This window comes from Pseudomonas sp. TMW22080, from assembly GCF_022496745.1.
GTDB classification, from domain to species: Bacteria; Pseudomonadota; Gammaproteobacteria; order Pseudomonadales; family Pseudomonadaceae; genus Aquipseudomonas; species Aquipseudomonas bubulae.
In genome coordinates, this window is the sequence record NZ_SCFF01000006.1 from 1 (window position 1) to 21,076 (window position 21,076).

Consider the following 21,076-nt stretch of genomic DNA (forward strand, 5'->3'; position numbering starts at 1 on the left):
CCGAACTCAGTAGTGAAACGATGCATCGCCGATGGTAGTGTGGGGTTTCCCCATGTGAGAGTAGGTCATCGTCAAGATTAAATTCCAAACCCCCTGTCTGCTCACGCAGACAGGGGGTTTGTTTTTGCGCCGAGAAAAGTTTTGGCGCAACCTGTGCTCACTTTTTCGCTGCCCCATGCGTTTTTCAGAGCAAAAAAAACCACCTCGCAAGGTGGTTTTTTCGAGCCTGTGACTCAGTCGCCGTAGTAAATACAGCCACTGGTGCAGGTTTCATGAATGCGTATTGCCGACAGCTCTGGCAGCAAGGGTTTGAGCTGTTGCCAGATCCACTTGGCCAGAACTTCGCTGGTCGGGTTTTCCAGGCCAGGGATGTCGTTGAGGTAGTTGTGATCTAGCAGCTCATAAAGCGGTTTGAAAATCGCTTTGATTTCAGAAAAATCACGGATCCAGCCAGTTGCCGGGTCAATGTCGCCGCTTAGATGGATAGCAACCTTGAAGGAGTGACCGTGCAACCGCCCGCATTTATGGCCTTCAGGAACGTAAGGCAGGCGGTGCGCAGATTCGAAGGTAAACTCTTTGAAAATTTCCACAATAGTTATAGCTCTGAAGAGGTGACTATCGCCTGAGCGATAAATACAGGGCAGCAGTTTAACAGTTAACGCCCGCAGCAGGTGCATACCTCCAGCCATGCGGTATCAGGGCGGCCGATTCAGTTTCAATTAAGCTCGTGGCGTTATGCTTCGACCTTTTAATATCGTAAGAATGACGCTAAGGGAGGCCCTGGAGGTCAGTGATGACAGTGAACCTGCGAGTTGGCGGACTTGTCGTACTTGTGCTCTGTGCTTTCTGCTCCTTGGCCATTGCACGTGACCTGGGGCAAGACGAGGCATTGCGTTTGCGTGAGCAAGGGCTTATTCAGCCCCTGGAGCAACTGCTGCAAAAAGCTCTGGAGCGGCACCCGGGCGCAAAGTTGCTGGAGGTAGAGCTGGAGGAGGATGACGATATTTATGTTTACGAGGTTGAACTGCTTACCACCAGTGGCGTAGTGCGCGAGATCAAGCTGAACGCCAGTAATGGTCAATTGCTCAAAGACGAGGTAGATGATTAATGCGGTTGCTGCTGGTTGAAGATCACGTCCCCTTGGCTGATGAACTGATGGCCGGTTTGGCCCGTTTGGGCTATGCCGTTGATTGGTTGGCTGATGGCCGTGATGCTCTTTATCAGGGGCAGAGCGAACCCTATGACCTGATTATCCTTGATCTGGGCTTGCCCGGGATGTCCGGTATCGATGTTCTCAAGCAGTGGCGTGCCAAAGGCCTGGCCACACCTGTGCTTATTCTGACTGCCCGGAGTTCATGGTCCGAGCGCATCGACGGGCTAAAGGCCGGTGCTGATGATTACGTGACCAAGCCCTTTCATCCTGAAGAACTGCAGTTACGGGTACAAGCGTTGTTGCGCCGCTCCCACGGGCAACCGAATCAGCCTTTATTGAGTTCTGCCGGGCTGCAACTGGATGAAGCCCGTCAATGTGTTATCCATGACGGCACCGAGGTGCAGTTGACTGCCGCCGAGTTTCGGCTTTTGCGCTATTTCATGTTGCACCCGCAACAGATCCTCTCGAAAAGCCATCTGGCCGAGCATCTCTATGACGGTGAGACCGAGCGTGATTCCAATGTGCTTGAGGTTCATGTGAACCATCTGCGTCGTAAGCTTGGGCGCACAGTCATCGAAACCCGTCGTGGTCAGGGGTATATGTTCGGTACGGCCAGTCAGTGAAGTCCATGCAAAGGCGCTTGAGCCTGGGTTTGATCAGTGTGCTCTTGATTGCCGGTCTGGTAGTAGGCCAGGTCAGTCTGTGGTTGTTTGAAAATGGCCTTCAGCGTTATCTGGAGTCAGGCCTGCAAAACGACAGCGAGAACTTGCTGATTGCCTTGAGTCGTGGCCCCCAGGGCTTGCAACTGGATGAGCGGCGTTTGTCGCCGGCGTATCAGCGGCCATTTTCCGGGCACTATTTCAGTATTGAATTCGGGGAGACTCACTGGCGTTCACGCTCGCTGTGGGATGCTCAATTGCCGCGCCCCGACCGACCGGGCCTGAGTCGTGAACTACAGCCTGGCCCGGAAGGGCAGATGTTACTGGTCTTGCGCAGCGACTATCAGCGCCTTGGCCAGGCGGTATCGATCACGGTGGCTCAGGACTACACGCCGATACGCGATAGCTTGCGTCAAGTTCAACGGATCGGTCTTGGTATGGGGGTCTTGGCCCTTATTGTGATTTTGCTACTGCAGCGCGTCACGGTTCGCCGTGCCCTGCGGCCGTTGGAAACAGCACGCCAGCAAATTTCTCAGCTTCAGTCGGGGCAGCGCTCTCAGCTGGATGCCCGGGTGCCCCTTGAGCTTGAGCCACTGGTCACGCAGATTAACCATTTGCTGGCTCATACCGAAGACACCCTTAAACGCTCGCGCAATGCGCTGGGCAACCTGGGGCATGCACTCAAAACTCCGTTGGCGGTGTTGATCAGCCTGGCCAACGATCCGCGGCTTGCGGCTTATCCGCAGATACAAAATACATTGTGTGAACAGTTGGAGCAGATACAGCAGCGCATGAGCCGTGAGCTTAACCGTGCGCGTCTTGCGGGCGATGCCTTGCCGGGTGCGCAATTCGATGCGGATGCAGAGTTGCCGGGGCTGCTGTCGACTCTCGGGATGATCCACGGCGAGCATCTGCAACTGACGCACAACGTTGCGCCGGGGTTGCTGTTGCCCTGGGATCGGGAAGACATGCTCGAATTGCTCGGCAATCTTCTGGATAACGCCTGCAAATGGGCGGACTCCCAAGTCGAACTGAGCATCAGCCAAACTGGCGACGGGTTTGTCATTGAAGTACAGGACGATGGCCCGGGCATTCCCGAGACTGAGCGTGATCAGGTGTTCAGTCGTGGTATGCGCCTTGACGAGCAAGCCAGTGGTCACGGCCTGGGGCTTGGCATCGTGCGGGATATTGTTGAAGCGTGGGGTGGCAAACTGCAGCTTGGAACGGCTGAGATAGGCGGGTTGCTGGTGAGCATCAAGCTACCGGCGCGTAAGCAAAAGGCGACGACGGCTTAAAGCCGTCATCGCCAAAGGGTCAGACGCGGAACTGATCCATCAGTTTTTGCTGCTGGTTGGCCAGTGAGTTAAGCGACTGGCTGACCCGTGCAGATTCATTGGCTTGCTCAGACAATGACTCGGTAACATCGCGAATGGTAGCAACGTTGTTGTTGATCTCTTCCGCCACGGCACTTTGTTCTTCTGCCGCACTGGCAATCTGCAAGTTCATGTCGGTAATCACGGTCACGGCATCGCCGATCTGTTGCAGGGCGGTCACGGCTTGACCCACCTGCTCGACACTGCCCTGGGCCTGGCGATGGCTGTTGCTCATGGAGCTCACCACTTCCTGGGTGCCGGCTTGCAGTTGTTCGATGACCTGGCGGGTTTCTTCAACCGATTCCTGGGTCCGGCGTGCCAGGTTGCGTACCTCGTCGGCCACCACGGCAAACCCGCGTCCGGCTTCTCCTGCTCGTGCCGCTTCGATCGCTGCGTTCAAGGCGAGGAGGTTGGTCTGTTCGGCGATTGCACGAATAACTTCCAGTACCGACCCGATTTTCTCGCTATCGGCAGCCAGCCCTTCAACCTGGGTCATGGCTACGCTCATGTCGGCGGCCAGATGATCGATACTGGCGGTGGTGCGATCGATGATGGTCAAGCCCTGTCGTGTGGCCTGGTCGGCATCACGGGCGGCCTGGGCCGCTTGCGCTGCGCTGCGTGCCACATCCTGTGCGGTAGCGCTCATCTCATGGGAGGCAGTGGCTGCCTGGTCGACCTGACGGTATTGCTGCTCCATGCCTGCACTGGTCTGGGTGGCAATCGCCGCTGACTGATCGGCCGTACTGCGGGCATCCTGCACCGAGCGTTTGACCTCGGCTATGGTCGGTTGCAGTTTGTCGAGAAAGCGGTTGAACCAGCTGGCCAGTTGCCCCAATTCATCTTTTTTATCGTAGGCCAGGCGACGGGTCAGGTCTCCCTCTCCACTGGCAATATCTTCCAGCATATGGGCCACGCCGAGGATTGGCCGGGTCACGCTACGGGCCATCAGCCACACCAGCAAGAGCCCGATAATGGCCGCCAGTGAGCCCCAGGCCAGCTCGATCAAAGCTCCGGCTTTATTACGTTCGTCCAGTTCGGCCTGCAACGCCTGGGCCGGGCCGATCAGAACTTTCTCGGGTACGTCGAGCAACACGCCCCACGGCTTGCTGCCCGGAATCGGCAGGAAGGGTGTGAGCACCTTCAGGCGTTGCTGGCTGCGAATGCTTTGTACCTGATCACCGCTGGCCATCATTCGGATCAGAGCCGTGCCATCGTTGCTGTCGACCTGATCGAGGCGTTGGGCAAGTTTGCTGGCATCAGCACTGAAACCGGCCAGGATGCCTGCCGAACTGATGATGCCCACCCGGGTTTCCCCGTCGTACAGTCGCTGGCTGGCTTGCAGGCTGAGGGCTTGCAAGCTGTTGAGGTTGATATCCACCGACAGCGAAGCGATGACTTTACCGTCCACGATCAATGGGAAAACGATACTGGTCAGCAGTACGCTTTGCCCGTCGATTGTATAAAAGTAAGGCTCGATGATGCACGGTTTGCGTGTGGTGCGCGGGCAGGTAAACCATGCGTTGTTGGCCTGGCCGCTGGGCCCGGTGCTGGTATCGGCCATGTCTGATTCGGGCAGTGCCATCGAGGTCAGCTTGCCCGGCGTCGGTTGCGACCAGTACAGGGCAAAGCGGCCCTTGTCGTTACTGCCCAGTTCTTTTTGATGATCGAACAGCTGATCCTTGCCATCCAGTGCGTTGGCTTCGAAAACCAGCGAGAGCCCCAGCAAGTCCGGGTTGGCCTGCAGGGCGGCTTTGACCTGACGGGTCAGGTCTTCACGCAGGTCGAAGGCATCCAGAAAGCGTTTTTCCGATTGCTCACGCAAAAACAGGACTTGGCGGGCGAAGCCGTTGCCGTACTGGTAGGCGTCCATAAACTGGCGGCTGATTGCCAGTGCCTGGGCTTCACCCTGCGCTTCAATGCGGGCCTGTGCCGCCTCATTGAGCATCTGCGAGCTGGATGCCTCCACCAGATCGGCAGTGTGGTCCATGCGATAGAGCGAAAGCCCCACCAGCAGGGTAACAACACCCAGCAGGCTGAGCCCGGCGAGAAGGGTGATTTTCCATTGGATGGAAAGCTGTCTGAGCGACATGGAGACATCCTGACTAAAAGAGGCTTTGTCTGTTAGCGGCCGCAGGTGGTATTTCTTTATGCCAAACCCCGTTTTTTTAGTATGTGACCCTCCCTTTAAAAGTACGATTTGGCCCTGCAAATACTAGGGTTAAGGCCGATTGTGGACGATTGTGGGGCCGCTATCGGCATGCGCTTTGACATGACGCTGATGGTGCTGCAAAGTGTGCGCCCCCAAATACACCCACACTTCCAGATCCGGCGATTGGAACAGTCTTCTTTTGCCCGAAATTTTCCGCTTCACGGTGTTTTTATCGTGGTGCGCGCTATGAGGTTGTAATGATGAATGCAGTAATTGCCGCGGTCGGCATCATGCTGGTGCTCAGTCTGTCCCGTGTGCATGTGGTTATCGCACTGATTGTGGGTGCCCTTGTGGGCGGCCTGGTCGGCGGGCTGGGTATCGAGGCTACGCTCAATGCGTTTAATGGCGGCTTGGGTGGCGGTGCTCAGGTCGCTTTGTCCTATGCGATGCTGGGCGCTTTCGCAGTAGCCATTGCCAAGTCTGGCCTGGCCCATGCCATGGCCGATAAAGCGCTGCGCATGGTCAACAAGCAGCAAGCCGTGGGTGGCAATCGGGTCAAATGGCTATTGATCGGCTTGCTGCTGGTGGTGGCTATTTCATCGCAGAATATTCTTCCTATTCATATCGCCTTTATCCCGCTCTTGGTTCCGCCGCTGTTGTATGTGCTGACCAAACTGAAAATCGATCGGCGCCTGATCGCCTGTGTCATGACCTTTGGTTTGATCACGCCCTACATGTTCTTGCCGGTGGGCTTTGGCAACATCTTCCTTAACCAGATACTGCTCGCCAACGTCAGCAAAAGTGGCGTGGATATCAGCGCTGTCAACGTGACCCACGCCATGGCAATCCCGGCTTTGGGCATGTTGTTCGGCTTGCTGGTGGCGGTATTTATCAGCTACCGCAAAAAGCGCGATTATGATCTGGGCAAGATCGAGCAGGTCGAGCAGGTGGCCATTAGTTATAACCCGCGCACATTGCTGGTGGCTGGGGTGGCCATTGCAGCGGCGTTTATCATTCAGCTGTGGCTGGGCTCCATGATCATTGGTGCGCTGGCAGGCTTTCTGATTTTCTCGGCCTCGGGGATCGTGCGCTGGCGTGAGACCGACGATCTGTTTACCGAAGGCATGAAAATGATGGCCATGATTGGTTTCATCATGATCGCCGCTTCGGGTTTCGCCGAAGTGCTCAAAGCCACGGGGGAGGTCAAGTCGCTGGTTGAAGCGTCTGCCGGCTGGATCAACCACAGCAAGGGAGTAGGTGCGCTGCTGATGTTGTTGGTGGGTTTGCTGGTGACCATGGGCATCGGCTCGTCCTTTTCAACGGTGCCGATCCTGGCGGCCATTTTTGTGCCGCTGTGTGTGCAACTGGGTTTCAGCCCCATGGCCATCGTGTGTATCGTCGGTACGGCGGGCGCTCTGGGCGATGCCGGTTCGCCAGCGTCGGACTCCACCCTGGGCCCGACTTCCGGTCTGAATATTGACGGTCAGCATCACCACATCTGGGACACCGTGGTGCCCACCTTCCTGCATTACAACTTGCCACTGCTGGCCTTTGGCTGGGTTGCGGCAATGGTCTTGTAAGGCACGGGTTTTACGGCAGTTCGATCCGGCCGATTTCTCCGGGAACGGTCGGCCAGTCGCCTGCCGCCCAGCGTGCTCTGGCCTTTTCGATAAGGGCCGGGTCGCTGGCGACGAAGTTCCAGTTCATGCGCCGCGGGCCATCCAGCGGTGCGCCGCCGATCAGCACCAGGTGGCAGTCGCTGTCGGCACTCAGGGTCATCTCTTCGCCTGCTTCCAGCAGCACAAGGCTGTGGGGCTCCAGTGCCTGGCCATCCAGTTGCACGTCACCCTCAAGCATATAAAGCGCGCGTTCCGGGTAGTCGGCCGGGATCAGCAAGGTGGTGGCCGTTTGCATATGCACGTCTGCGTAAAGGGTAGGCGAGAGCACCGGTACCGGCGAAGTCAGGCAAAAGCCTGTTCCGGCTATCAGGCGAATCCGTACCCCGAGGTTGTCGCTTACGGGCAGGCTGTCGGCGGGGTGATGACTGTAGTGGCTTGCACCTTGCTCGTGGGTTTTGGGTGATGCCAGCCACACCTGCAGGCCGTGCAAATGTGAACCCTGCTCTAGCAATGATACCGGCGTGCGTTCGATATGGGCAATGGCTGCACCGGCGGTCATCCAGCTGACATCGCCGGGACCCACCAGTTGGTCAGATCCCAGGCTGTCCTTGTGCTGAATCTGGCCTTCAAACAGATAAGTCAGCGTAGACAGACCAATATGCGGGTGCTGTCGGATATTCATGCCGCTACCGGCAGGGTAATGGGTTAGCAGCATGTGGTCGAAAAATACGAATGGCCCGACGCTGCGGCATTTTGCCGAGGGCAGGGGGCGCAAAATCGGTTGGCCTTCTACGTCCTCGGCCCGAGGTCGGATCACTGTGAGTGCGCGCATGGTGCTGGCCCGGCAATGGATAAGCGCTGAGCATAACCCAGCGCTTATCCGGGCGGCAGGCCGTTACTGGCTGAAAGCGCCTTCAGACAGGTGGGTTTCGATGGTGACCTCGGCGGTGGTCATCAGTTTATGCACCGGGCACTTGTCGGCCACATTGTGCAGTTCCTCGCGCTGAGCGTCGGTCAGTACGCCCTTGAGGGTCAGTTTGACGTGCAGGGCATATTTGCCCTTAAGTTCTTCGCTGGCGTCGTGTTTGACTTCAACCGTGACTCCGGTGAGCGGGATCTCTTTTCTCTGTGCGTATAGCTTGAGCGTCAGCGCTTTGCAGGCGCCAAGGGCGGCATCGAAATAATCATGGGGGGTAGGGGCGCTGCCTTCGCCGCCCATTGTTTTGGGCAGATCGGTGAACACTTCGTAATCGTCGATCTTGATGCTGTGACGAAAACCTTCGTGTGACACGGTATTAACGGTAACAGTCATGGCAAACCTCAGCGTGGAGTGATTAAACGTCCTGATCTTTATAGAGCATGCTGGCGGCTGTACGTTCCCTCGGACAAAAAAATGCCCCGAACCAGTCGGGGCATTTTTTACGTCGCGAGCGGGTGGCTTATTTGCCAGCCCAGCGCTTGAGGACCAGAGTGGCGTTGGTGCCACCGAAGCCGAAGCTGTTGCTCATCACGTTGTTGAGCGTGACGTTCTCGCGGGTCTTGGTCAGGATCGGCATGTCGGCAACGACAGGATCGATCTCTTCGATGTTGGCCGAGCCAGCGATGAAATTGCCTTCCATCATCAGCAGGCAGTAGATCGCTTCATGAACGCCTGCGGCGCCCAGGGAGTGACCCGACAGGCTTTTGGTCGAGCTGATGGCCGGGGCCTTGTCGCCGAATACCGCGCGCACACCTTCCATTTCCTTGGCGTCGCCTACCGGAGTAGAGGTGCCGTGGGTGTTGAGGTAGTCGATCGGGCCGTCAACGGTGGCCATTGCCATCTGCATGCAGCGGATGGCGCCTTCACCGCTTGGGGCAACCATGTCGTAGCCGTCGGATGTTGCGCCGTAGCCGACGATTTCAGCGTAGATCTTGGCGCCACGGGCCAGGGCGTGTTCCAGTTCTTCAACAACAACCATGCCGCCGCCACCGGCGATGACGAAGCCGTCGCGGTTTTTGTCGTAGGCACGGGACGTTTTTTCAGGCGTGTCGTTGTACTGGGTGGACAGGGCGCCCATGGCGTCGAACAGGAACGACTGGCTCCAATGTTCTTCTTCGCCGCCGCCGGCAAATACGATGTCCTGCTTGCCCAGCTGGATCTGCTCGACTGCAGTGCCGATGCAATGGGCGCTGGTGGCGCAGGCAGAGGAGATCGAGTAGTTCACGCCCTTGATTTTGAAGGGGGTGGCCAGGCAGGCGGAAACGGTGCTGCCCATGGTCCGCGTAACGCGGTACGGGCCAACACGCTTGACGCCTTTTTCACGCAGGATGTCGAGTGCTTCCATCTGATTCAGGGTCGACGCGCCGCCGGAGCCGGCGATCAGGCCGGTACGCGGGTTGGAGACTTGCTCCTCGGTCAGGCCCGAATCAGTGATGGCGTCTTTCATGGCCAGGTAGGCGTAAGCCGCTGCGTGGCCGACGAAGCGATAGATCTTGCGATCGATCAGCTCTTCGAGAGGCAGGTCAATGGAGCCGGAAACCTGGCTACGCAGACCCATTTCGGCATATTCCGGGTTGAATCGGATGCCAGGGCGACTTGCACGCAGGTTAGCGGAGACGGTCTCTTTGTCATTGCCCAGGCACGAAACGATGCCCAGACCAGTGATAACGACGCGGCGCATGCGGATAACCCTTAAAAGTTGTCAGTGGAAGTAAATACGCCGACCCGAAGGCCTTCGGCAGTATAAATCTCGCGACCGTCGACAGTTACCGAACCATCGGCAATGGCCAGGTTCAGCTTGCCCTTGAGGACGCGCTTGATTTGAATGTTGTAGGTGACTTTCTTGGCGGTCGGCAAGACCTGGCCAAAGAACTTCACTTCGCCCGAACCCAGGGCACGACCGCGGCCCGGCAGGCCCTGCCAGCCTAGGTAGAAGCCGACCAGCTGCCACATGGCATCAAGGCCCAGGCAGCCCGGCATCACCGGATCGCCTTCGAAATGGCAGGCGAAGAACCACAGGTCCGGGGTGATATCCAGCTCGGCGACCAATTCACCTTTGCCGTACTTGCCACCCTCTTCGCTGATATGGGTGATGCGATCTACCATCAGCATGTTAGGGGCGGGCAGTTGCGCGTTACCCGGGCCGAACAGTTCGCCGCGGCTACAGCGCAGCAGATCTTCCCGAGTAAAGGCGTTTTGTTTGGTCATGCGAGCTCCTCAATAATCCCATGCGGCGGGTGGGGCAAATCTTCCCGACCAACTGAAACACAGGTGTTTCAGTTCGCCAGCCTACACATAGACTATTGCGTTGTAGTGAAAGTCACAGCGCAAAGGACAAGAATGTACACTTGTGCACTGAAAATTTAAATCGGGCCGGTTCAGTGGCCCATTCGGGTGCCTAAGACTGCCGCACTTTTGTCTTTTACGCCAGTCGCAGGTGGCCTTTTAGCCATAAGTTACTGGACCCAGCGCTGCAGAATTTGTTCCAGGTCAGCGCGTTTGAACGGCTTTGCCAGGTAATCGTTCATTCCGGCCTGCAGGCAGGTCTCCCGGTCGCCCTGCAGGGCATTGGCGGTCAGGGCGATGATGGGCAGGGCCCGGCAACCGGGCAACTGGCGGATTTGCCGGGTGGCTTCATAGCCGTTGATGATCGGCAGCCGGCAGTCCATCAAGATCGCGGCGAAGCGCTCGCTGTTGGCAAAGTGAATGGCCTGTGCACCGTCACTGACCATAGTCACTTCATACCCCAGGCTGCTTAGCATGGCCTCAATGACGGTCTGGTTAACCTGGTTGTCTTCCACCAGCAGCACTTTGCGCCCGGGTGCACAGATGGCCCCAGGCTCCAGCAACGGTCTCTGGCTGAGCGTGACGGGTTGATGCAGTTGCAGCGGGATTTCGAGAGTGAACACCGAGCCTTGGGCCTCTTCGCTCATGGCGTGCAGCGTGCCGCCCATTCGCTCCGCCAGCGTGCGGGCGATGGGCAGGCCCAGCCCGGTGCCGCCATAACGTCGGGAAATAGAGCTGTCGGCCTGCTGGAAGGCGGTGAACATGGCGTCCAGTTTTTCGCTGTTGATTCCGATACCGCTGTCACGTACGGCGCAGGTAAACCAGATCAGTTCGTGATCCAGTTGTTGCCAGAGCGGTTCGATAATCACCTGACCCCGTTCAGTGAACTTCAGGGCATTACCGATCAGGTTGACCAGGATTTGCCGGATCCGGGTCGGATCGCCCAGTACAGGCAAGTCCTGCAGCCCTTCAGGAATGTTCAGTTGCAAGTGCAGGCCACGTTGCACGGCGTTGTGCTGGAATGCCTGGGCGCAGTTGCTGACCATTTCGGCGAGGTTGAAGGGGATACGCTCCAGCTCCAGTGCTGAGCGTTCGATTCGGGAGAAATCGAGGATGTCGTTGATGACCTTGAGCAAGTGTTCGGTGGATTCCGATGCCAGGGCGGCATATTCGGCCTGCTCTTCGGTCATCTGCGTGGTTTCCAGCAGTTGCAGCATGCCCAGCACGCCGTTCATGGGGGTGCGCAGTTCGTGACTCATCATGGCCAGGAAGTCGGTTTTCGCACGGTTGGCACGCTCGGCTTCTTCACGTGTCTGGATCAATTGCGCAATGGCAGATTGTTGCTCGCGGCTGGCTTGCTCAAGGCCTGTGGCCAGGTTGTTGATGTGTTGGGCCAATGTGCCCAGCTCGCCGTCGTCGACCACGGGCAAGGGGGTTTTATAGTCGCCGTACTGGATGGCCTTGACCGCCTTGCTCATGTCACTGATGGGCCTGGACAGGTTGGACGCCAGGCGCTTGGCCAGCAGATAAGTGAAGCCCAGGGCAAACAAGGCAAGAATCACGGCCTTGAGCAGGATTTCCTGCTGGCGCGTGCTGAATGCTTCGCCGGACATGCCGACCAGTACCCGGCCCAGATAATCTTCTGTCAGGTCCGCAGCCTGTCGATTGCCGAGCAGTAAATAACCGCCGGAGGGGCTCTTCTGCACTCTGACCGGCGCCTGAAACACTTCAACCTGCGAGCTCTTGTCAGCATTGGGCGCGGGATGCTCGGCGTGGGCCAGTATGTCGTTGGCCCGGTTCTGTACCTGCACGAATTGAACATGGGGAATGTTCAGCGAGGCGTTGATCAGGGTTTCCAGCACATCGTTGTTCCCCGACATGATCCCGTACTCGGTGGCGGGTGCCAGCTGGTTGGCGATCAATTGGCCGGTGTGCTTGAGTTCCTGGCGCAAATCCTGGATTCGTACGAAGGTAAAAAAGCTGATCAGCAACAGCGTCAATAGCAGGGCCGGGCCCAGACTCATCATCTGCGTGCGGGTGTGGATGTCCCACCGGCTGCGAGTCATCATGGGAACGCGGCTCCGTCGGTCAGTCGCCAGTGCGTCAGTCCATTTCCACTGTCCATTGTCATCCTTGACCTGCGCGTGTTCATTTTGAAGTGCAGCAATGCTGCCTCTGGGTGTGAGTACCGGAACCGCATGGTAACCGAGGTCCTGTTCTTTTTCAGTCATGGCCATCTATATGCTGTGGGGCTGGTCGCGGGGGATGTGCTCCGTATAATGCCGTCATTGCCACTGCTAGATGGATAACGGGATTGCATATGACTGAACAGCACGCTATTGCGGTCTTGGGAGGCGGAAGCTTTGGCACCGCCGTGGCCAACTTGCTGGCAGAAAACGGTCATCGAGTGCATCAGTGGATGCGCGACCCCGAGCAAGCCGAGGCCATTCGCCTCAACCGTGAAAACCCTCGTTACCTTAAAGGGATCAAGATTCATCCCGGGGTCGAGCCGGTCACTGACTTGCAGGCCACACTCGATGCCTGCCAGTTGTGCTTCGTGGCTTTGCCGTCCAGCGCCTTGCGCAGTGTGCTGGCGGAGCATGCCGGGCGCCTGAGCGGCAAGATGCTGGTCAGCCTGACCAAGGGGATTGAAGCCCACAGTTTCAAGCTGATGAGCGAGATCCTTGAAGAAATCGCCCCGCAGGCACGCATCGGTGTGCTGTCCGGGCCCAACCTTGCCCGCGAGGTGGCCGAACATGCGCTGACTGCCACCGTGGTCGCCAGCGCCGACGAAGAACTCTGCACCCGCGTGCAGGCTGCACTGCATGGCCGCACGTTCCGTGTCTACGCCAGTGCCGACCGCTTTGGCGTGGAGCTGGGCGGGGCCCTGAAAAACGTATACGCGATCATCGCCGGCATGGCCGTGGCGCTGGGTATGGGCGAGAACACCAAAAGCATGCTGATTACCCGTGCCTTGGCAGAAATGACTCGCTTCGCCGTCAGCCAGGGTGCCAACCCCATGACCTTTCTCGGGCTGGCAGGAGTAGGCGACTTGATCGTTACCTGCTCATCGCCTAAAAGCCGCAACTATCAGGTCGGCTTTGCCCTGGGGCAGGGGCTGAGCCTTGAAGATGCCGTTACCCGCCTGGGTGAAGTGGCCGAAGGCGTGAATACCCTTAAGGTACTCAAGGCCAAGGCGCAGGAACTGAACGTTTACATGCCATTGGTTGCCGGGTTGCACGCAATCCTGTTCGAGGGCTACACCCTGGAGCAGGTGATCGGGCAATTGATGCGTGGCGAGCCCAAGACCGATGTCGACTTTATCTCCACCAGCGGTTTTAACTGAGCACCACAGGAGCAGCACATGAACGACACTAAAAACGCACCCAAGTACGAGTCGCTTGTTTTGCGCGTGCTGTGGATGCTGGTTTTCCTGCTGGTCTGGCAGGTGGCACAACTGGTTCTTGGCGGGCTGGTGCTGGTGCAGTTGATTTACCGTGTGGTCTACGGTGCGCCCAATGGCGGCTTGATGAACTTTGGTGACAGCCTGAGCCTTTACCTGGCGCAGATCGGTCGTTTCGGCAGTTTTCACACCGAACAAAAACCCTGGCCGTTCGCCGACTGGCCAGTGCCGCGGGCACCTGAAGGCGAAGCGCCCTACACGCCAGGCGCCAATGGTGAAGGGACCAAACCATGAAAGTCTGGATTCTGCGTCATGGCGAAGCCGAGCCCCATGCCCGCCGTGATGCCGAGCGTGAGCTGACCCCCCACGGGCGTGAGCAGGTGCTGGGCAGCGCCGCTCATTTGATTGGCCAGCCGCTGGACTGCATTCTGGTCAGTCCTTATGTGCGCGCCCAGCAAACCGCCGCGTTGGTTTGCCAGGCCCTGGGCTTTTCATCACCACCCGTCACCGTGCCCTGGCTGACGCCCGAAAGTGAACCCAAGTATGCGCTCGGCAAACTGCCGGACAGCGGCAATGTGCTGTTGGTCAGTCATCAGCCGTTTGTAGGTGAATTGATCAGCCTGATGCTGCACGGGCACATGCGGCAACCGCAGCCCATGCACACGGCCAGCCTGGTGGAGCTTGAAGGTGAGTGGCCGCTGGCGGGCAGCATGACATTGCTCAGCGCATATCACCCCTGAGCATTGCAGCGGTTGCACAGTACGGTCGTAGTGCAAGATAGTTGGAGGCGGGTTAATGGCATTTGACGCTTGCGTCGAGGGCCAGTGGCTCCGTCACCAACACTCACTGACCAAGGAATGACCACATGAGCTTGTGGACGACCCAGCCAGATCTGGCACGCCTCAATGAAATGCGCAAAAACACCATTTGCGATGTGCTGGACATCACGTTCGATGCGTTTGACGACAACTCCATCACCGCAAGCATGGTAGTGGACCATCGTACCCACCAGCCCTTCGGCTTGCTGCATGGCGGTGCCTCGGTGGTGCTGGCAGAAACACTCGGCTCGATGGCCAGCTACATGTGCATCGATACGCAAAAATTCTATTGTGTGGGCCTTGAGGTCAATGCCAACCACTTGCGTGGCGTGCGTAGCGGCCGGGTGAGTGCAATCGCACGCCCGGTCCATATCGGTCGCACCACCCATGTGTGGGATATCCGCCTGAGCGACGACAGCGGTAAAATAAACTGCATCTCGCGCCTGACCATCGCCGTTGTGCCCCTGGGTGAAACACCCCCAGCGCGGTGATCAAACGGTCAGTCAATGGCCGTAGTGTCGTCACTCATGGCGCATACGGTCATTGATATGAAGAATATTCCTGCAGACAATACGGCATTCTTCCTACATCTGGATGCCTTGTATGTCTCGGCAGATTTTTTTCGCCCATGCCAACGGCTTCCCTTCAGCCACGTACGGGAAGTTGTTCAATGCCCTGGCGCCGGATTTTTGCGTGACGCATTTGTCACAGCACGGGCATGACCCGCGTTACCCGGTGGACAACAACTGGCATAACCTGGTCGATGAGCTGATATATCATCTTCGCCAGCAAGCCGGGCCCGTACTGGGCGTGGGTCACTCGCTGGGCGGGATGTTGCATTTGCATGCCGCAATCCGCTGCCCGCAGCTTTACCGGGGCGTCGTCATGCTGGATTCGCCGGTGTTGACGCGCACTGATCAATGGGTGATTCGCGCGGCCAAGCGCTTTGGCCTGATTGATCGCCTGACCCCCGCCGGTCGCACGCTGGGGCGGCGTGAAGAGTTTGCCGACCGTGAAGCGGCACGCGCTTACTTTGCCGGCAAATCACTGTTTCGCAGCTTTGACCCCGATTGCTTCGAGGCCTATCTGGAGCACGGCTTGCAACCTGTGGATGAGTGTTTGCGGTTGCGCTTTGACCCTGCCACCGAAATCGATATCTATCGCAGCGTTCCGCATACCAGCCCCGGGCAGGCCTTCAAGCTGCAGGTGCCGCTGACCGTGGTGCGTGGTCGCGACAGCCGCGTGGTCATGAACCATCATGCCAGGGCGGTGGCGCGCATGCCCAACGGCGAGGCGTTGAGCGTGCCGGGCGGGCACATGTTCCCGCTTGAGCAGCCGCAGGATACCGCCAGCCTGCTGAAACAGATTTTTGCCCGCTGGGAACTCCGTCATCCCGGCCTTTAACGAGCATTTCGCATGAGCCCTGTGGTTGAAGAAATTCGTCTGAGCCTGCCGCATATCGAGCTGGCTGCACATATATTCGGCCCCGAGGATGGCTTGCCTGTTATCGCCCTGCATGGCTGGCTGGATAACGCCAACAGCTTTGCCCGGCTGGCGCCAAAGCTGACGGGCTTGCGTATCGTGGCCCTGGATTTTGCCGGGCATGGCCATTCCGATCACCGTCCCCGTGGCGCCGGCTATGCGCTGGCGGACTATGCCTTTGATGTGCTGTGCGTGGCCGAGCAACTGGGCTGGGAGCGCTTTGCTCTGCTTGGGCACTCACTGGGTGCCATTGTGTCTGTGGTCATTGCCGGTTCGTTCCCGGAGCGCGTGACCCGCATGGGGCTGATTGATGGCATTGTCGCGCGCAGCGGCCCCGAGGGTGATGCCGCCGAGCGCCTGGGCCAGGCCCTGCAGGCGCAGCTCGATCTGGAGCACAAGCGCAAGTCGGTGCATCCGACACTCGACCGGGCTGTCGAAGCGCGGATGAAAGGCCTGGTAGCCGTCAGCCGCGAGGCCGCCGAGCTGCTCGCCCAGCGCGGGCTGATGCCCGTGCCCGGCGGCTACAGCTGGCGCAGCGACAGCCGGCTCACCTTGCCATCGCCCTTGCGCCTGAGTGACGAGCAGGCGATGTCCTTTGTACGACGGGTGAGTTGCCCGACCACCCTGGTGGTGGCGCAGCAGGGCATGCTGGCCAGCCACCCCGAGCTACTGGATCGGCTACCCTTCAACCTGGAACGGTTGCCGGGTGGCCATCATTTGCACCTGAATGACGAGGCGGGAGCGATCCTTGTTGCAGACTGTTTCAATCGCTTCTTCGCTGTTCCTTGACTTGCGGCTAGCAACTGTCGAGGCTTGGCGGGTTGAAATGGGAGACAACCATGATAGATCTGTACACCGCTGCGACCCCGAAAGGCCACCCGGTCTCTATCGTGAGGATGCTCAGCCACACGTCATCACCCGGTGATGTGCGCCGATGAAAATACCCAGCCGATTTATCCTGGCTCTGGGCCTGGGCTGTTTGAGCCCGTTACTTTGGGCCATCGATGTGCCCGGCAGCAGTGATTTGCCGGATGTGCCGCGCCTCGCGGACGCGCAGATTGTCGATTACAGCGTGCGGCCCGATGTCGAACGTATCTACCCGATGGGCTCGATCCGCAAGATCAGCGGCCGCCTGCGATTCGAAGGGCAGGTCAATGCCCGTGGTCAGATAACGGCCGTCACCTACGAGCTGCCTGCCGAGCACTCGGCCACCGAAGCCTTTACCGCTGCACGCGAGGCGTTGCAAAAGCAGGGCGCCGAGTTGTTGTTCTGGTGTCAGGCTCGTGACTGTGGCGAAAGCAGCCTGTGGGCCAATGAAGTGTTCGGCAATTCCAAGCTGGTGGGCTCCGACGAGCAGCAGTCTTACTTGCTGCTGCGCCGTGCGGCCCCCGCTCAGAACCAGCTGGTTGCCCTGTACGGGATCAATCGGGGCAATCGCAAGGCCTATCTGCACGTTGAGCAGATGCAGGCGAGTGCCGACCTGGGAGAACTGTTGCCTACCTCGGCCACCCTGCAACGCCAGCTTAAAAGCACGGGCGAGCTGGATTTTCCCAAGCTTGCGGGCGACCCGGACACTCAGTGGCTGACGTTAATTTCAAGGGCATTGAACCTGGATGCAACCTCCAGGGTCAGTTTAACCGGTGCCAAGGCTGGCGCCTGGCGCGATGCGCTGATCGCTAACGGTGTACGGGCGTCGCGCCTGGAACTGGGTGACGGTCAGGCCAAAGGGTTGCGCATCGAACTGTTGCGTTAAGCCTGTGTAAACGACGACTACACTCTACGTAGTCGTCGTCCTTCTTTGATTTCTGAATTTTCTGTGGAACACACATGCTCAATAACGATCGCCTGCTGGTGCAGATTCTGCTCCTGGTGTTGTTCGGTGCCAGCCTGTGGGTGATGGCCCCTTTCTGGTCGGCCTTGTTCTGGGGCGCGGTACTGGCATTTGCCAGTTGGCCCCTGATGCGCCTGCTGACACGCTTGCTCGGTGGGCGCGAGTCGCTCGCTGCCGGCATCCTTACCCTGGGCTGGATGCTGTTGGTGGCCGGGCCTCTGGTGTGGCTGGGGTTGAACCTGGCAGATCATGTTCGCGATGCCACCACCTTCGTCAAGGATGTGCAGCTTGAAGGTTTGCCTGAAGCGCCGGCCTGGCTGGCCGGTCTGCCGCTGGTGGGGGAGCGTCTGGTGGGCATCTGGAACACCATCGACGAGCAGGGTGCGGCAATGCTGGTGGCCATCAAGCCTTACCTGGGGCAGGTCGGTAACTGGTTGCTGGCGCGCAGTGCACAGATCGGCAGCGGTATTCTTGAACTGACACTGAGCATTGTTTTTGTGTTTTTTTTCTATCGTGACGGGCCGCGTCTGGCGAGTTTTGTACACGGTTTGCTGGAGCGCCTGATCGGTGAGCGCGCGGATTATTATCAGGAGCTGGTGGCCGGTACCGTGCAGCGCGTGGTCAACGGTGTGATCGGCACTGCAGCAGCGCAGGCATTGCTGGCATTGATCGGCTTCTTGATTGCCGGCGTGCCGGGGGCGCTGGTACTTGGGCTGGCTACGTTCCTGCTCAGCCTGATTCCGATGGGGCCGCCGCTGATCTGGGTGCCTGCCACGGCCTGGCTGGTCTGGAAGGGTGACTACGGGATGGCGATCTTTCTCGGCATCTGGGGCACGCTGATCATCAGCGGTGTCGATAACGTGCTCAAGCCTTATCTGATCAGTCGGGGCGGCAACCTGCCACTGGTGATCGTGCTGCTGGGCGTGTTTGGTGGCTTGATAGCTTTCGGCTTTATCGGCCTGTTCATCGGCCCCACCTTGCTCGCCATCGCCTACAGCCTGCTGGTGGACTGGAGTGCCAGCCAGCAGAACAGAGGCAAGGTCTGACCTAGCCGAACTTGGGCCCGGAACGGGTATTGTTGCCCTTGGCCAAGCGGTCGTAGAGCACCACGTTGACTGTTGCAGCCAGGTTCATGCAGCCGGTGGTGGGGATGTAAATCACGTCCTCACACCATTCCAGAACATCCTTGCCGAGGGATCCGTCTTCCGGGCCAAAGATATAAATCGCCCGATCCGGGTGGGTGTACTCGGGCAGTGGGCGCGCGCCCTCGACCATTTCTACGGCGACGGGGATACAGCCCAGGGGGATGATTTTTTTCAGGTCATCGATACCGATCAGCGGGATATCCTGATGGACTTTCTTGGTATCGGTGATGAAGTCGCGGGCGCGTTCATAGCGCTTGCCGGTATAAAACACCGACGCCACGTTGTAGCAACCAGCCGCACGCATCACCGAGCCGACGTTTTCCGGTGATTTGGGGTTATACAAACCAATGCAGCTGTACCGTTTGTTTGCCACGTGCCCGAGCCCTTGCGAAAAAAGACGCGAGTATACCTGTGTTGTCCCAAACTCCGTAGCAGCTGCCGCAGGCTGCGTCCGGCGACGGAGTCGTCGTAAAGCCCGAGCCTTGCGGTCTACTCGTGAAGTCGCGGGCTCTGGTTTTACGATCGCTGCGCAATCGGACGCAGTTTCGGCAGTTGCAACGAAAACAGGCTACTCGTCTTTTTTCATCAGCCCGGCCAGCGCGGCGAACGGGTTGTGGGTGGCCTTGGCAATTTTCGGGCTGCTGGTGGAACTGTCCGAAAAGTACTGCTGGTCCGTGTAGCGCGAGTGCTCGTTATCATGGCAGTACAGGCACAGCAGCTCCCAGTTGGAGCCGTCCTGCGGGTTGTTGTCGTGGTTGTGGTCGCGGTGGTGAACAGTCAGCTCGCTCAGGCGCTTGCCGGCAAATTCACGGGCGCAGCGGCCGCACACGTGGGGGTACATTTTCAGGGCCTTGTCGCGATAGCCCATTTCGCGGTCACGCTGGGCATCGGCCAGGATGCGATCCAGCTTGGCGGTGTGGGAGGGTGGATTCGCCGAACTCATGGGTTCACCTTGTAAGACTAATGACGGTTATGTCGTTAAGTTTAGCTGTTGATCAGCCTTTGATTTTTTCTGCAATCCAGATGGTGTGTCGGGTGCCCTTGTTGCCGTGGGCAAACACCTGGACTTCCTCAGCCTTGAAACCGGCTTTGCGCAGTTTGTCCGAAAATTGTTTGTCGGCACTGGCAGACCATACCGCCAGTATGCCTTTGGGGCGCAAGGCCTTGGCGCAGGCACTCAGGCCGCCGGCCGAATACAGCCAGCTATTGGCTTTTTGGGTCAGGCCTTCGGGGCCGTTGTCGACGTCGAGCATGATTGCGTCAAAACCGTTGGGTTCGGCTTGCAGCACCTTGGCCACGTCTTCCATGCGAATCACGGTGCGTGGGTCTTGCAACGGGTTGCCCGATTTTTCGCCCAGCGGGCCGCGGTTCCATTCCACAACGCCGGGTACCAGCTCGGCAACCACCACTTCAGCCGTTTTACCCAGATGTTTGAGTGCTGAAGCCAGGGTAAAGCCCATGCCCAGCCCGCCGATCAGTACCCGCGATTGCTGGCGCCCTGCGACTTTGCGGCAAGGTATTTCGGCCAGTGCGTCTTCGGAGCCGTGCATGCGGGTGTTCATCAGCTGGCCGCCATCACCACCCTGAATCTTGATCACGAAGTCTTCGCCATACTCGAACAGGCACAAGGCGCCGCCGTTTTCGGGGATCGGAGTGGTGTCGAGCAAAACAAAACGTTTCATGGAAATCTCATTGAGGGGGGCAAAAACCGCAGGTTACGAGTAGCCTGAGGGCAGACAAGCCGGTCTGGCAACGGAGTGATTGATGAAACGCACTATTCTAACGGCCATTGCAGGGTGCGCGCTCTTGATAAGTGCGGCCCAGGCAGCGGAATTGACCACAGTACCGATTACCCCCGTGACAGCCGCGCCGGGTTCGCCGGGCACCGCCACGCCAACCCCGTACCCGCAAATCACCCCGCGCGCCGTGCCCAAGCCTGTGGCCGGTAGTGGCAGCCTGATACCGCTGCCACCGATCGACCTGCCGCAGCCGCCCAAGGATCAGCCACTGCCGGGGCTGGAGCTTAAAGACCCGAAGGGCAAAAGCTCGCAGGATTGACCGTGCATCCACCGAGCTGATGCTTTGCCTTTGCGGGAGCGAGCCTGCTCGGGAACGATCTTCGCGAGCAGGCTCGCTCCCACGGTTACAGTATCTCTAACGGTTGAAGAGGGGTGTGATC

General features: G+C 58.6%; 23 protein-coding genes. 13 read left to right on the forward strand and 10 right to left on the reverse strand.

What is annotated here, in order from left to right:
* Window positions 1–233: 233 nt before the first annotated feature.
* On the reverse strand, window positions 234–590 hold the full coding sequence (gene queD / locus EQV96_RS19550; protein ID WP_019410510.1) for a 6-carboxytetrahydropterin synthase QueD: 357 nt from the start codon (window positions 588–590) through the stop codon (window positions 234–236).
* A 203-nt stretch (window positions 591–793) separates the two neighbouring features.
* Here queD and EQV96_RS19555 point away from each other — a divergent pair, with 203 nt between their 5' ends.
* The 3 genes from EQV96_RS19555 to EQV96_RS19565 are packed head-to-tail and all read left to right on the forward strand — an operon-like array spanning window position 794 to window position 3,107.
* Window positions 794–1,108, forward strand: coding sequence for a PepSY domain-containing protein (locus EQV96_RS19555; RefSeq protein WP_095002706.1), 315 nt, complete (start codon window positions 794–796; stop codon window positions 1,106–1,108).
* Window positions 1,108–1,776: a response regulator transcription factor gene (locus EQV96_RS19560; protein WP_095002705.1), complete on the forward strand. Its 669-nt coding sequence runs from the start codon at window positions 1,108–1,110 to the stop codon at window positions 1,774–1,776. Before EQV96_RS19555 ends, EQV96_RS19560 begins: the two co-directional genes overlap by 1 nt.
* Window positions 1,773–3,107 (forward strand): sensor histidine kinase, encoded by a 1,335-nt coding sequence (locus tag EQV96_RS19565; protein WP_095021292.1) that lies wholly within the window; start codon window positions 1,773–1,775, stop codon window positions 3,105–3,107. Before EQV96_RS19560 ends, EQV96_RS19565 begins: the two co-directional genes overlap by 4 nt.
* 19 nt (window positions 3,108–3,126) lie before the next feature.
* Here EQV96_RS19565 and EQV96_RS19570 read toward each other — a convergent pair whose 3' ends face one another.
* On the reverse strand, window positions 3,127–5,274 hold the full coding sequence (locus EQV96_RS19570; protein ID WP_095002703.1) for a methyl-accepting chemotaxis protein: 2,148 nt from the start codon (window positions 5,272–5,274) through the stop codon (window positions 3,127–3,129).
* A gap of 320 nt (window positions 5,275–5,594) precedes the next feature.
* Between EQV96_RS19570 and EQV96_RS19575 the strand changes: the two genes are divergently transcribed.
* Complete coding sequence (locus tag EQV96_RS19575) at window positions 5,595–6,914, forward strand: Na+/H+ antiporter family protein (protein ID WP_095002716.1); 1,320 nt, start codon at window positions 5,595–5,597, stop codon at window positions 6,912–6,914.
* A gap of 10 nt (window positions 6,915–6,924) precedes the next feature.
* Here the strand turns inward: EQV96_RS19575 and EQV96_RS19580 are convergent, their stop codons facing one another.
* The 5 genes from EQV96_RS19580 to EQV96_RS19600 form a co-directional block, all read right to left on the reverse strand.
* Entirely contained in the window at window positions 6,925–7,785 is an 861-nt protein-coding gene (locus tag EQV96_RS19580; RefSeq protein ID WP_095002702.1) for a pirin family protein, read from the reverse strand.
* Window positions 7,786–7,848: 63 nt separating this feature from the next.
* Window positions 7,849–8,265, reverse strand: coding sequence for an OsmC family protein (locus tag EQV96_RS19585; RefSeq protein ID WP_095002701.1), 417 nt, complete (start codon window positions 8,263–8,265; stop codon window positions 7,849–7,851).
* 127 nt (window positions 8,266–8,392) lie between these two features.
* Window positions 8,393–9,613, reverse strand: coding sequence for a beta-ketoacyl-ACP synthase I (gene fabB, locus EQV96_RS19590; protein ID WP_240882277.1), 1,221 nt, complete (start codon window positions 9,611–9,613; stop codon window positions 8,393–8,395).
* Window positions 9,614–9,624: 11 nt separating this feature from the next.
* A complete protein-coding gene (gene fabA / locus EQV96_RS19595; RefSeq protein WP_003210552.1) occupies window positions 9,625–10,140 on the reverse strand; it encodes a 3-hydroxyacyl-[acyl-carrier-protein] dehydratase FabA in 516 nt (171 codons plus the stop codon).
* A 248-nt stretch (window positions 10,141–10,388) separates the two neighbouring features.
* Window positions 10,389–12,287, reverse strand: a complete 1,899-nt coding sequence (locus EQV96_RS19600) for a response regulator (RefSeq protein WP_095002715.1) — start codon at window positions 12,285–12,287, stop codon at window positions 10,389–10,391.
* Window positions 12,288–12,538: 251 nt separating this feature from the next.
* On the opposite strand from EQV96_RS19600, the gene EQV96_RS19605 reads away from it, so the two are divergent.
* The 8 genes from EQV96_RS19605 to EQV96_RS19640 all read left to right on the forward strand — a co-directional run bounded on the left by EQV96_RS19605 (window position 12,539) and on the right by EQV96_RS19640 (window position 18,798).
* Window positions 12,539–13,564: an NAD(P)H-dependent glycerol-3-phosphate dehydrogenase gene (locus EQV96_RS19605; protein WP_095002699.1), complete on the forward strand. Its 1,026-nt coding sequence runs from the start codon at window positions 12,539–12,541 to the stop codon at window positions 13,562–13,564.
* An 18-nt stretch (window positions 13,565–13,582) separates the two neighbouring features.
* Window positions 13,583–13,915 (forward strand): DUF4389 domain-containing protein, encoded by a 333-nt coding sequence (locus EQV96_RS19610; protein WP_095002698.1) that lies wholly within the window; start codon window positions 13,583–13,585, stop codon window positions 13,913–13,915.
* Window positions 13,912–14,361 carry a phosphohistidine phosphatase SixA gene (sixA, locus tag EQV96_RS19615; RefSeq protein WP_095002697.1) on the forward strand — a complete coding sequence of 150 codons (450 nt, stop codon included), beginning with the start codon at window positions 13,912–13,914 and terminating at the stop codon, window positions 14,359–14,361. The genes EQV96_RS19610 and sixA overlap by 4 nt, the downstream gene beginning before the upstream one ends.
* Window positions 14,362–14,486: 125 nt before the next feature.
* The gene (locus EQV96_RS19620) at window positions 14,487–14,930 is read left to right on the forward strand and encodes a hotdog fold thioesterase (protein ID WP_095002696.1); all 444 of its coding nucleotides are present in this window, start codon (window positions 14,487–14,489) and stop codon (window positions 14,928–14,930) included.
* Window positions 14,931–15,042: 112 nt separating this feature from the next.
* Entirely contained in the window at window positions 15,043–15,843 is an 801-nt protein-coding gene (locus tag EQV96_RS19625; RefSeq protein ID WP_095002695.1) for an alpha/beta hydrolase, read from the forward strand.
* Between the two features lie 12 nt (window positions 15,844–15,855).
* Entirely contained in the window at window positions 15,856–16,710 is an 855-nt protein-coding gene (locus tag EQV96_RS19630) for an alpha/beta fold hydrolase (protein ID WP_240882278.1), read from the forward strand.
* Window positions 16,711–16,855: 145 nt separating this feature from the next.
* Window positions 16,856–17,674 (forward strand): DUF4892 domain-containing protein, encoded by an 819-nt coding sequence (locus EQV96_RS19635; RefSeq protein WP_240882279.1) that lies wholly within the window; start codon window positions 16,856–16,858, stop codon window positions 17,672–17,674.
* Window positions 17,675–17,748: 74 nt separating this feature from the next.
* Entirely contained in the window at window positions 17,749–18,798 is a 1,050-nt protein-coding gene (locus EQV96_RS19640; protein WP_095002692.1) for an AI-2E family transporter, read from the forward strand.
* 1 nt (window position 18,799) lies between these two features.
* Here the strand turns inward: EQV96_RS19640 and EQV96_RS19645 are convergent, their stop codons facing one another.
* The 3 genes from EQV96_RS19645 to EQV96_RS19655 form a co-directional block, all read right to left on the reverse strand.
* Complete coding sequence (locus EQV96_RS19645) at window positions 18,800–19,270, reverse strand: RNA methyltransferase (RefSeq protein ID WP_016781674.1); 471 nt, start codon at window positions 19,268–19,270, stop codon at window positions 18,800–18,802.
* Window positions 19,271–19,465: 195 nt separating this feature from the next.
* Complete coding sequence (locus EQV96_RS19650) at window positions 19,466–19,840, reverse strand: YajD family HNH nuclease (protein WP_016781673.1); 375 nt, start codon at window positions 19,838–19,840, stop codon at window positions 19,466–19,468.
* Between the two features lie 52 nt (window positions 19,841–19,892).
* A complete protein-coding gene (locus EQV96_RS19655) occupies window positions 19,893–20,579 on the reverse strand; it encodes a hypothetical protein (RefSeq protein ID WP_095002691.1) in 687 nt (228 codons plus the stop codon).
* 82 nt (window positions 20,580–20,661) lie between these two features.
* Between EQV96_RS19655 and EQV96_RS19660 the strand changes: the two genes are divergently transcribed.
* Window positions 20,662–20,955 carry a hypothetical protein gene (locus tag EQV96_RS19660; protein ID WP_095018947.1) on the forward strand — a complete coding sequence of 98 codons (294 nt, stop codon included), beginning with the start codon at window positions 20,662–20,664 and terminating at the stop codon, window positions 20,953–20,955.
* Window positions 20,956–21,076 lie beyond the last annotated feature (121 nt).

Bases quoted from the DNA above. Each gene is read 5' to 3' on its own strand.
- EQV96_RS19630 (WP_240882278.1), top strand. From the start codon at position 15,856: ATGAGCCCTGTGGTTGAAGAAATTCGTCTGAGCCTGCCGCATATCGAG.
- EQV96_RS19610 (WP_095002698.1), top strand. From the start codon at position 13,583: ATGAACGACACTAAAAACGCACCCAAGTACGAGTCGCTTGTTTTGCGC.
- EQV96_RS19605 (WP_095002699.1), top strand. From the start codon at position 12,539: ATGACTGAACAGCACGCTATTGCGGTCTTGGGAGGCGGAAGCTTTGGC.
- fabA (WP_003210552.1), bottom strand. From the start codon at position 10,140: ATGACCAAACAAAACGCCTTTACTCGGGAAGATCTGCTGCGCTGTAGC.
- EQV96_RS19620 (WP_095002696.1), top strand. From the start codon at position 14,487: ATGAGCTTGTGGACGACCCAGCCAGATCTGGCACGCCTCAATGAAATG.
- EQV96_RS19635 (WP_240882279.1), top strand. From the start codon at position 16,856: ATGAAAATACCCAGCCGATTTATCCTGGCTCTGGGCCTGGGCTGTTTG.
- EQV96_RS19655 (WP_095002691.1), bottom strand. From the start codon at position 20,579: ATGAAACGTTTTGTTTTGCTCGACACCACTCCGATCCCCGAAAACGGC.
- EQV96_RS19585 (WP_095002701.1), bottom strand. From the start codon at position 8,265: ATGACTGTTACCGTTAATACCGTGTCACACGAAGGTTTTCGTCACAGC.
- EQV96_RS19575 (WP_095002716.1), top strand. From the start codon at position 5,595: ATGAATGCAGTAATTGCCGCGGTCGGCATCATGCTGGTGCTCAGTCTG.
- EQV96_RS19625 (WP_095002695.1), top strand. From the start codon at position 15,043: ATGTCTCGGCAGATTTTTTTCGCCCATGCCAACGGCTTCCCTTCAGCC.
- sixA (WP_095002697.1), top strand. From the start codon at position 13,912: ATGAAAGTCTGGATTCTGCGTCATGGCGAAGCCGAGCCCCATGCCCGC.
- EQV96_RS19560 (WP_095002705.1), top strand. From the start codon at position 1,108: ATGCGGTTGCTGCTGGTTGAAGATCACGTCCCCTTGGCTGATGAACTG.
- EQV96_RS19580 (WP_095002702.1), bottom strand. From the start codon at position 7,785: ATGCGCGCACTCACAGTGATCCGACCTCGGGCCGAGGACGTAGAAGGC.
- EQV96_RS19660 (WP_095018947.1), top strand. From the start codon at position 20,662: ATGAAACGCACTATTCTAACGGCCATTGCAGGGTGCGCGCTCTTGATA.
- EQV96_RS19640 (WP_095002692.1), top strand. From the start codon at position 17,749: ATGCTCAATAACGATCGCCTGCTGGTGCAGATTCTGCTCCTGGTGTTG.
- EQV96_RS19650 (WP_016781673.1), bottom strand. From the start codon at position 19,840: ATGAGTTCGGCGAATCCACCCTCCCACACCGCCAAGCTGGATCGCATC.
- EQV96_RS19555 (WP_095002706.1), top strand. From the start codon at position 794: ATGACAGTGAACCTGCGAGTTGGCGGACTTGTCGTACTTGTGCTCTGT.
- EQV96_RS19600 (WP_095002715.1), bottom strand. From the start codon at position 12,287: ATGATGACTCGCAGCCGGTGGGACATCCACACCCGCACGCAGATGATG.
- fabB (WP_240882277.1), bottom strand. From the start codon at position 9,613: ATGCGCCGCGTCGTTATCACTGGTCTGGGCATCGTTTCGTGCCTGGGC.
- EQV96_RS19570 (WP_095002703.1), bottom strand. From the start codon at position 5,274: ATGTCGCTCAGACAGCTTTCCATCCAATGGAAAATCACCCTTCTCGCC.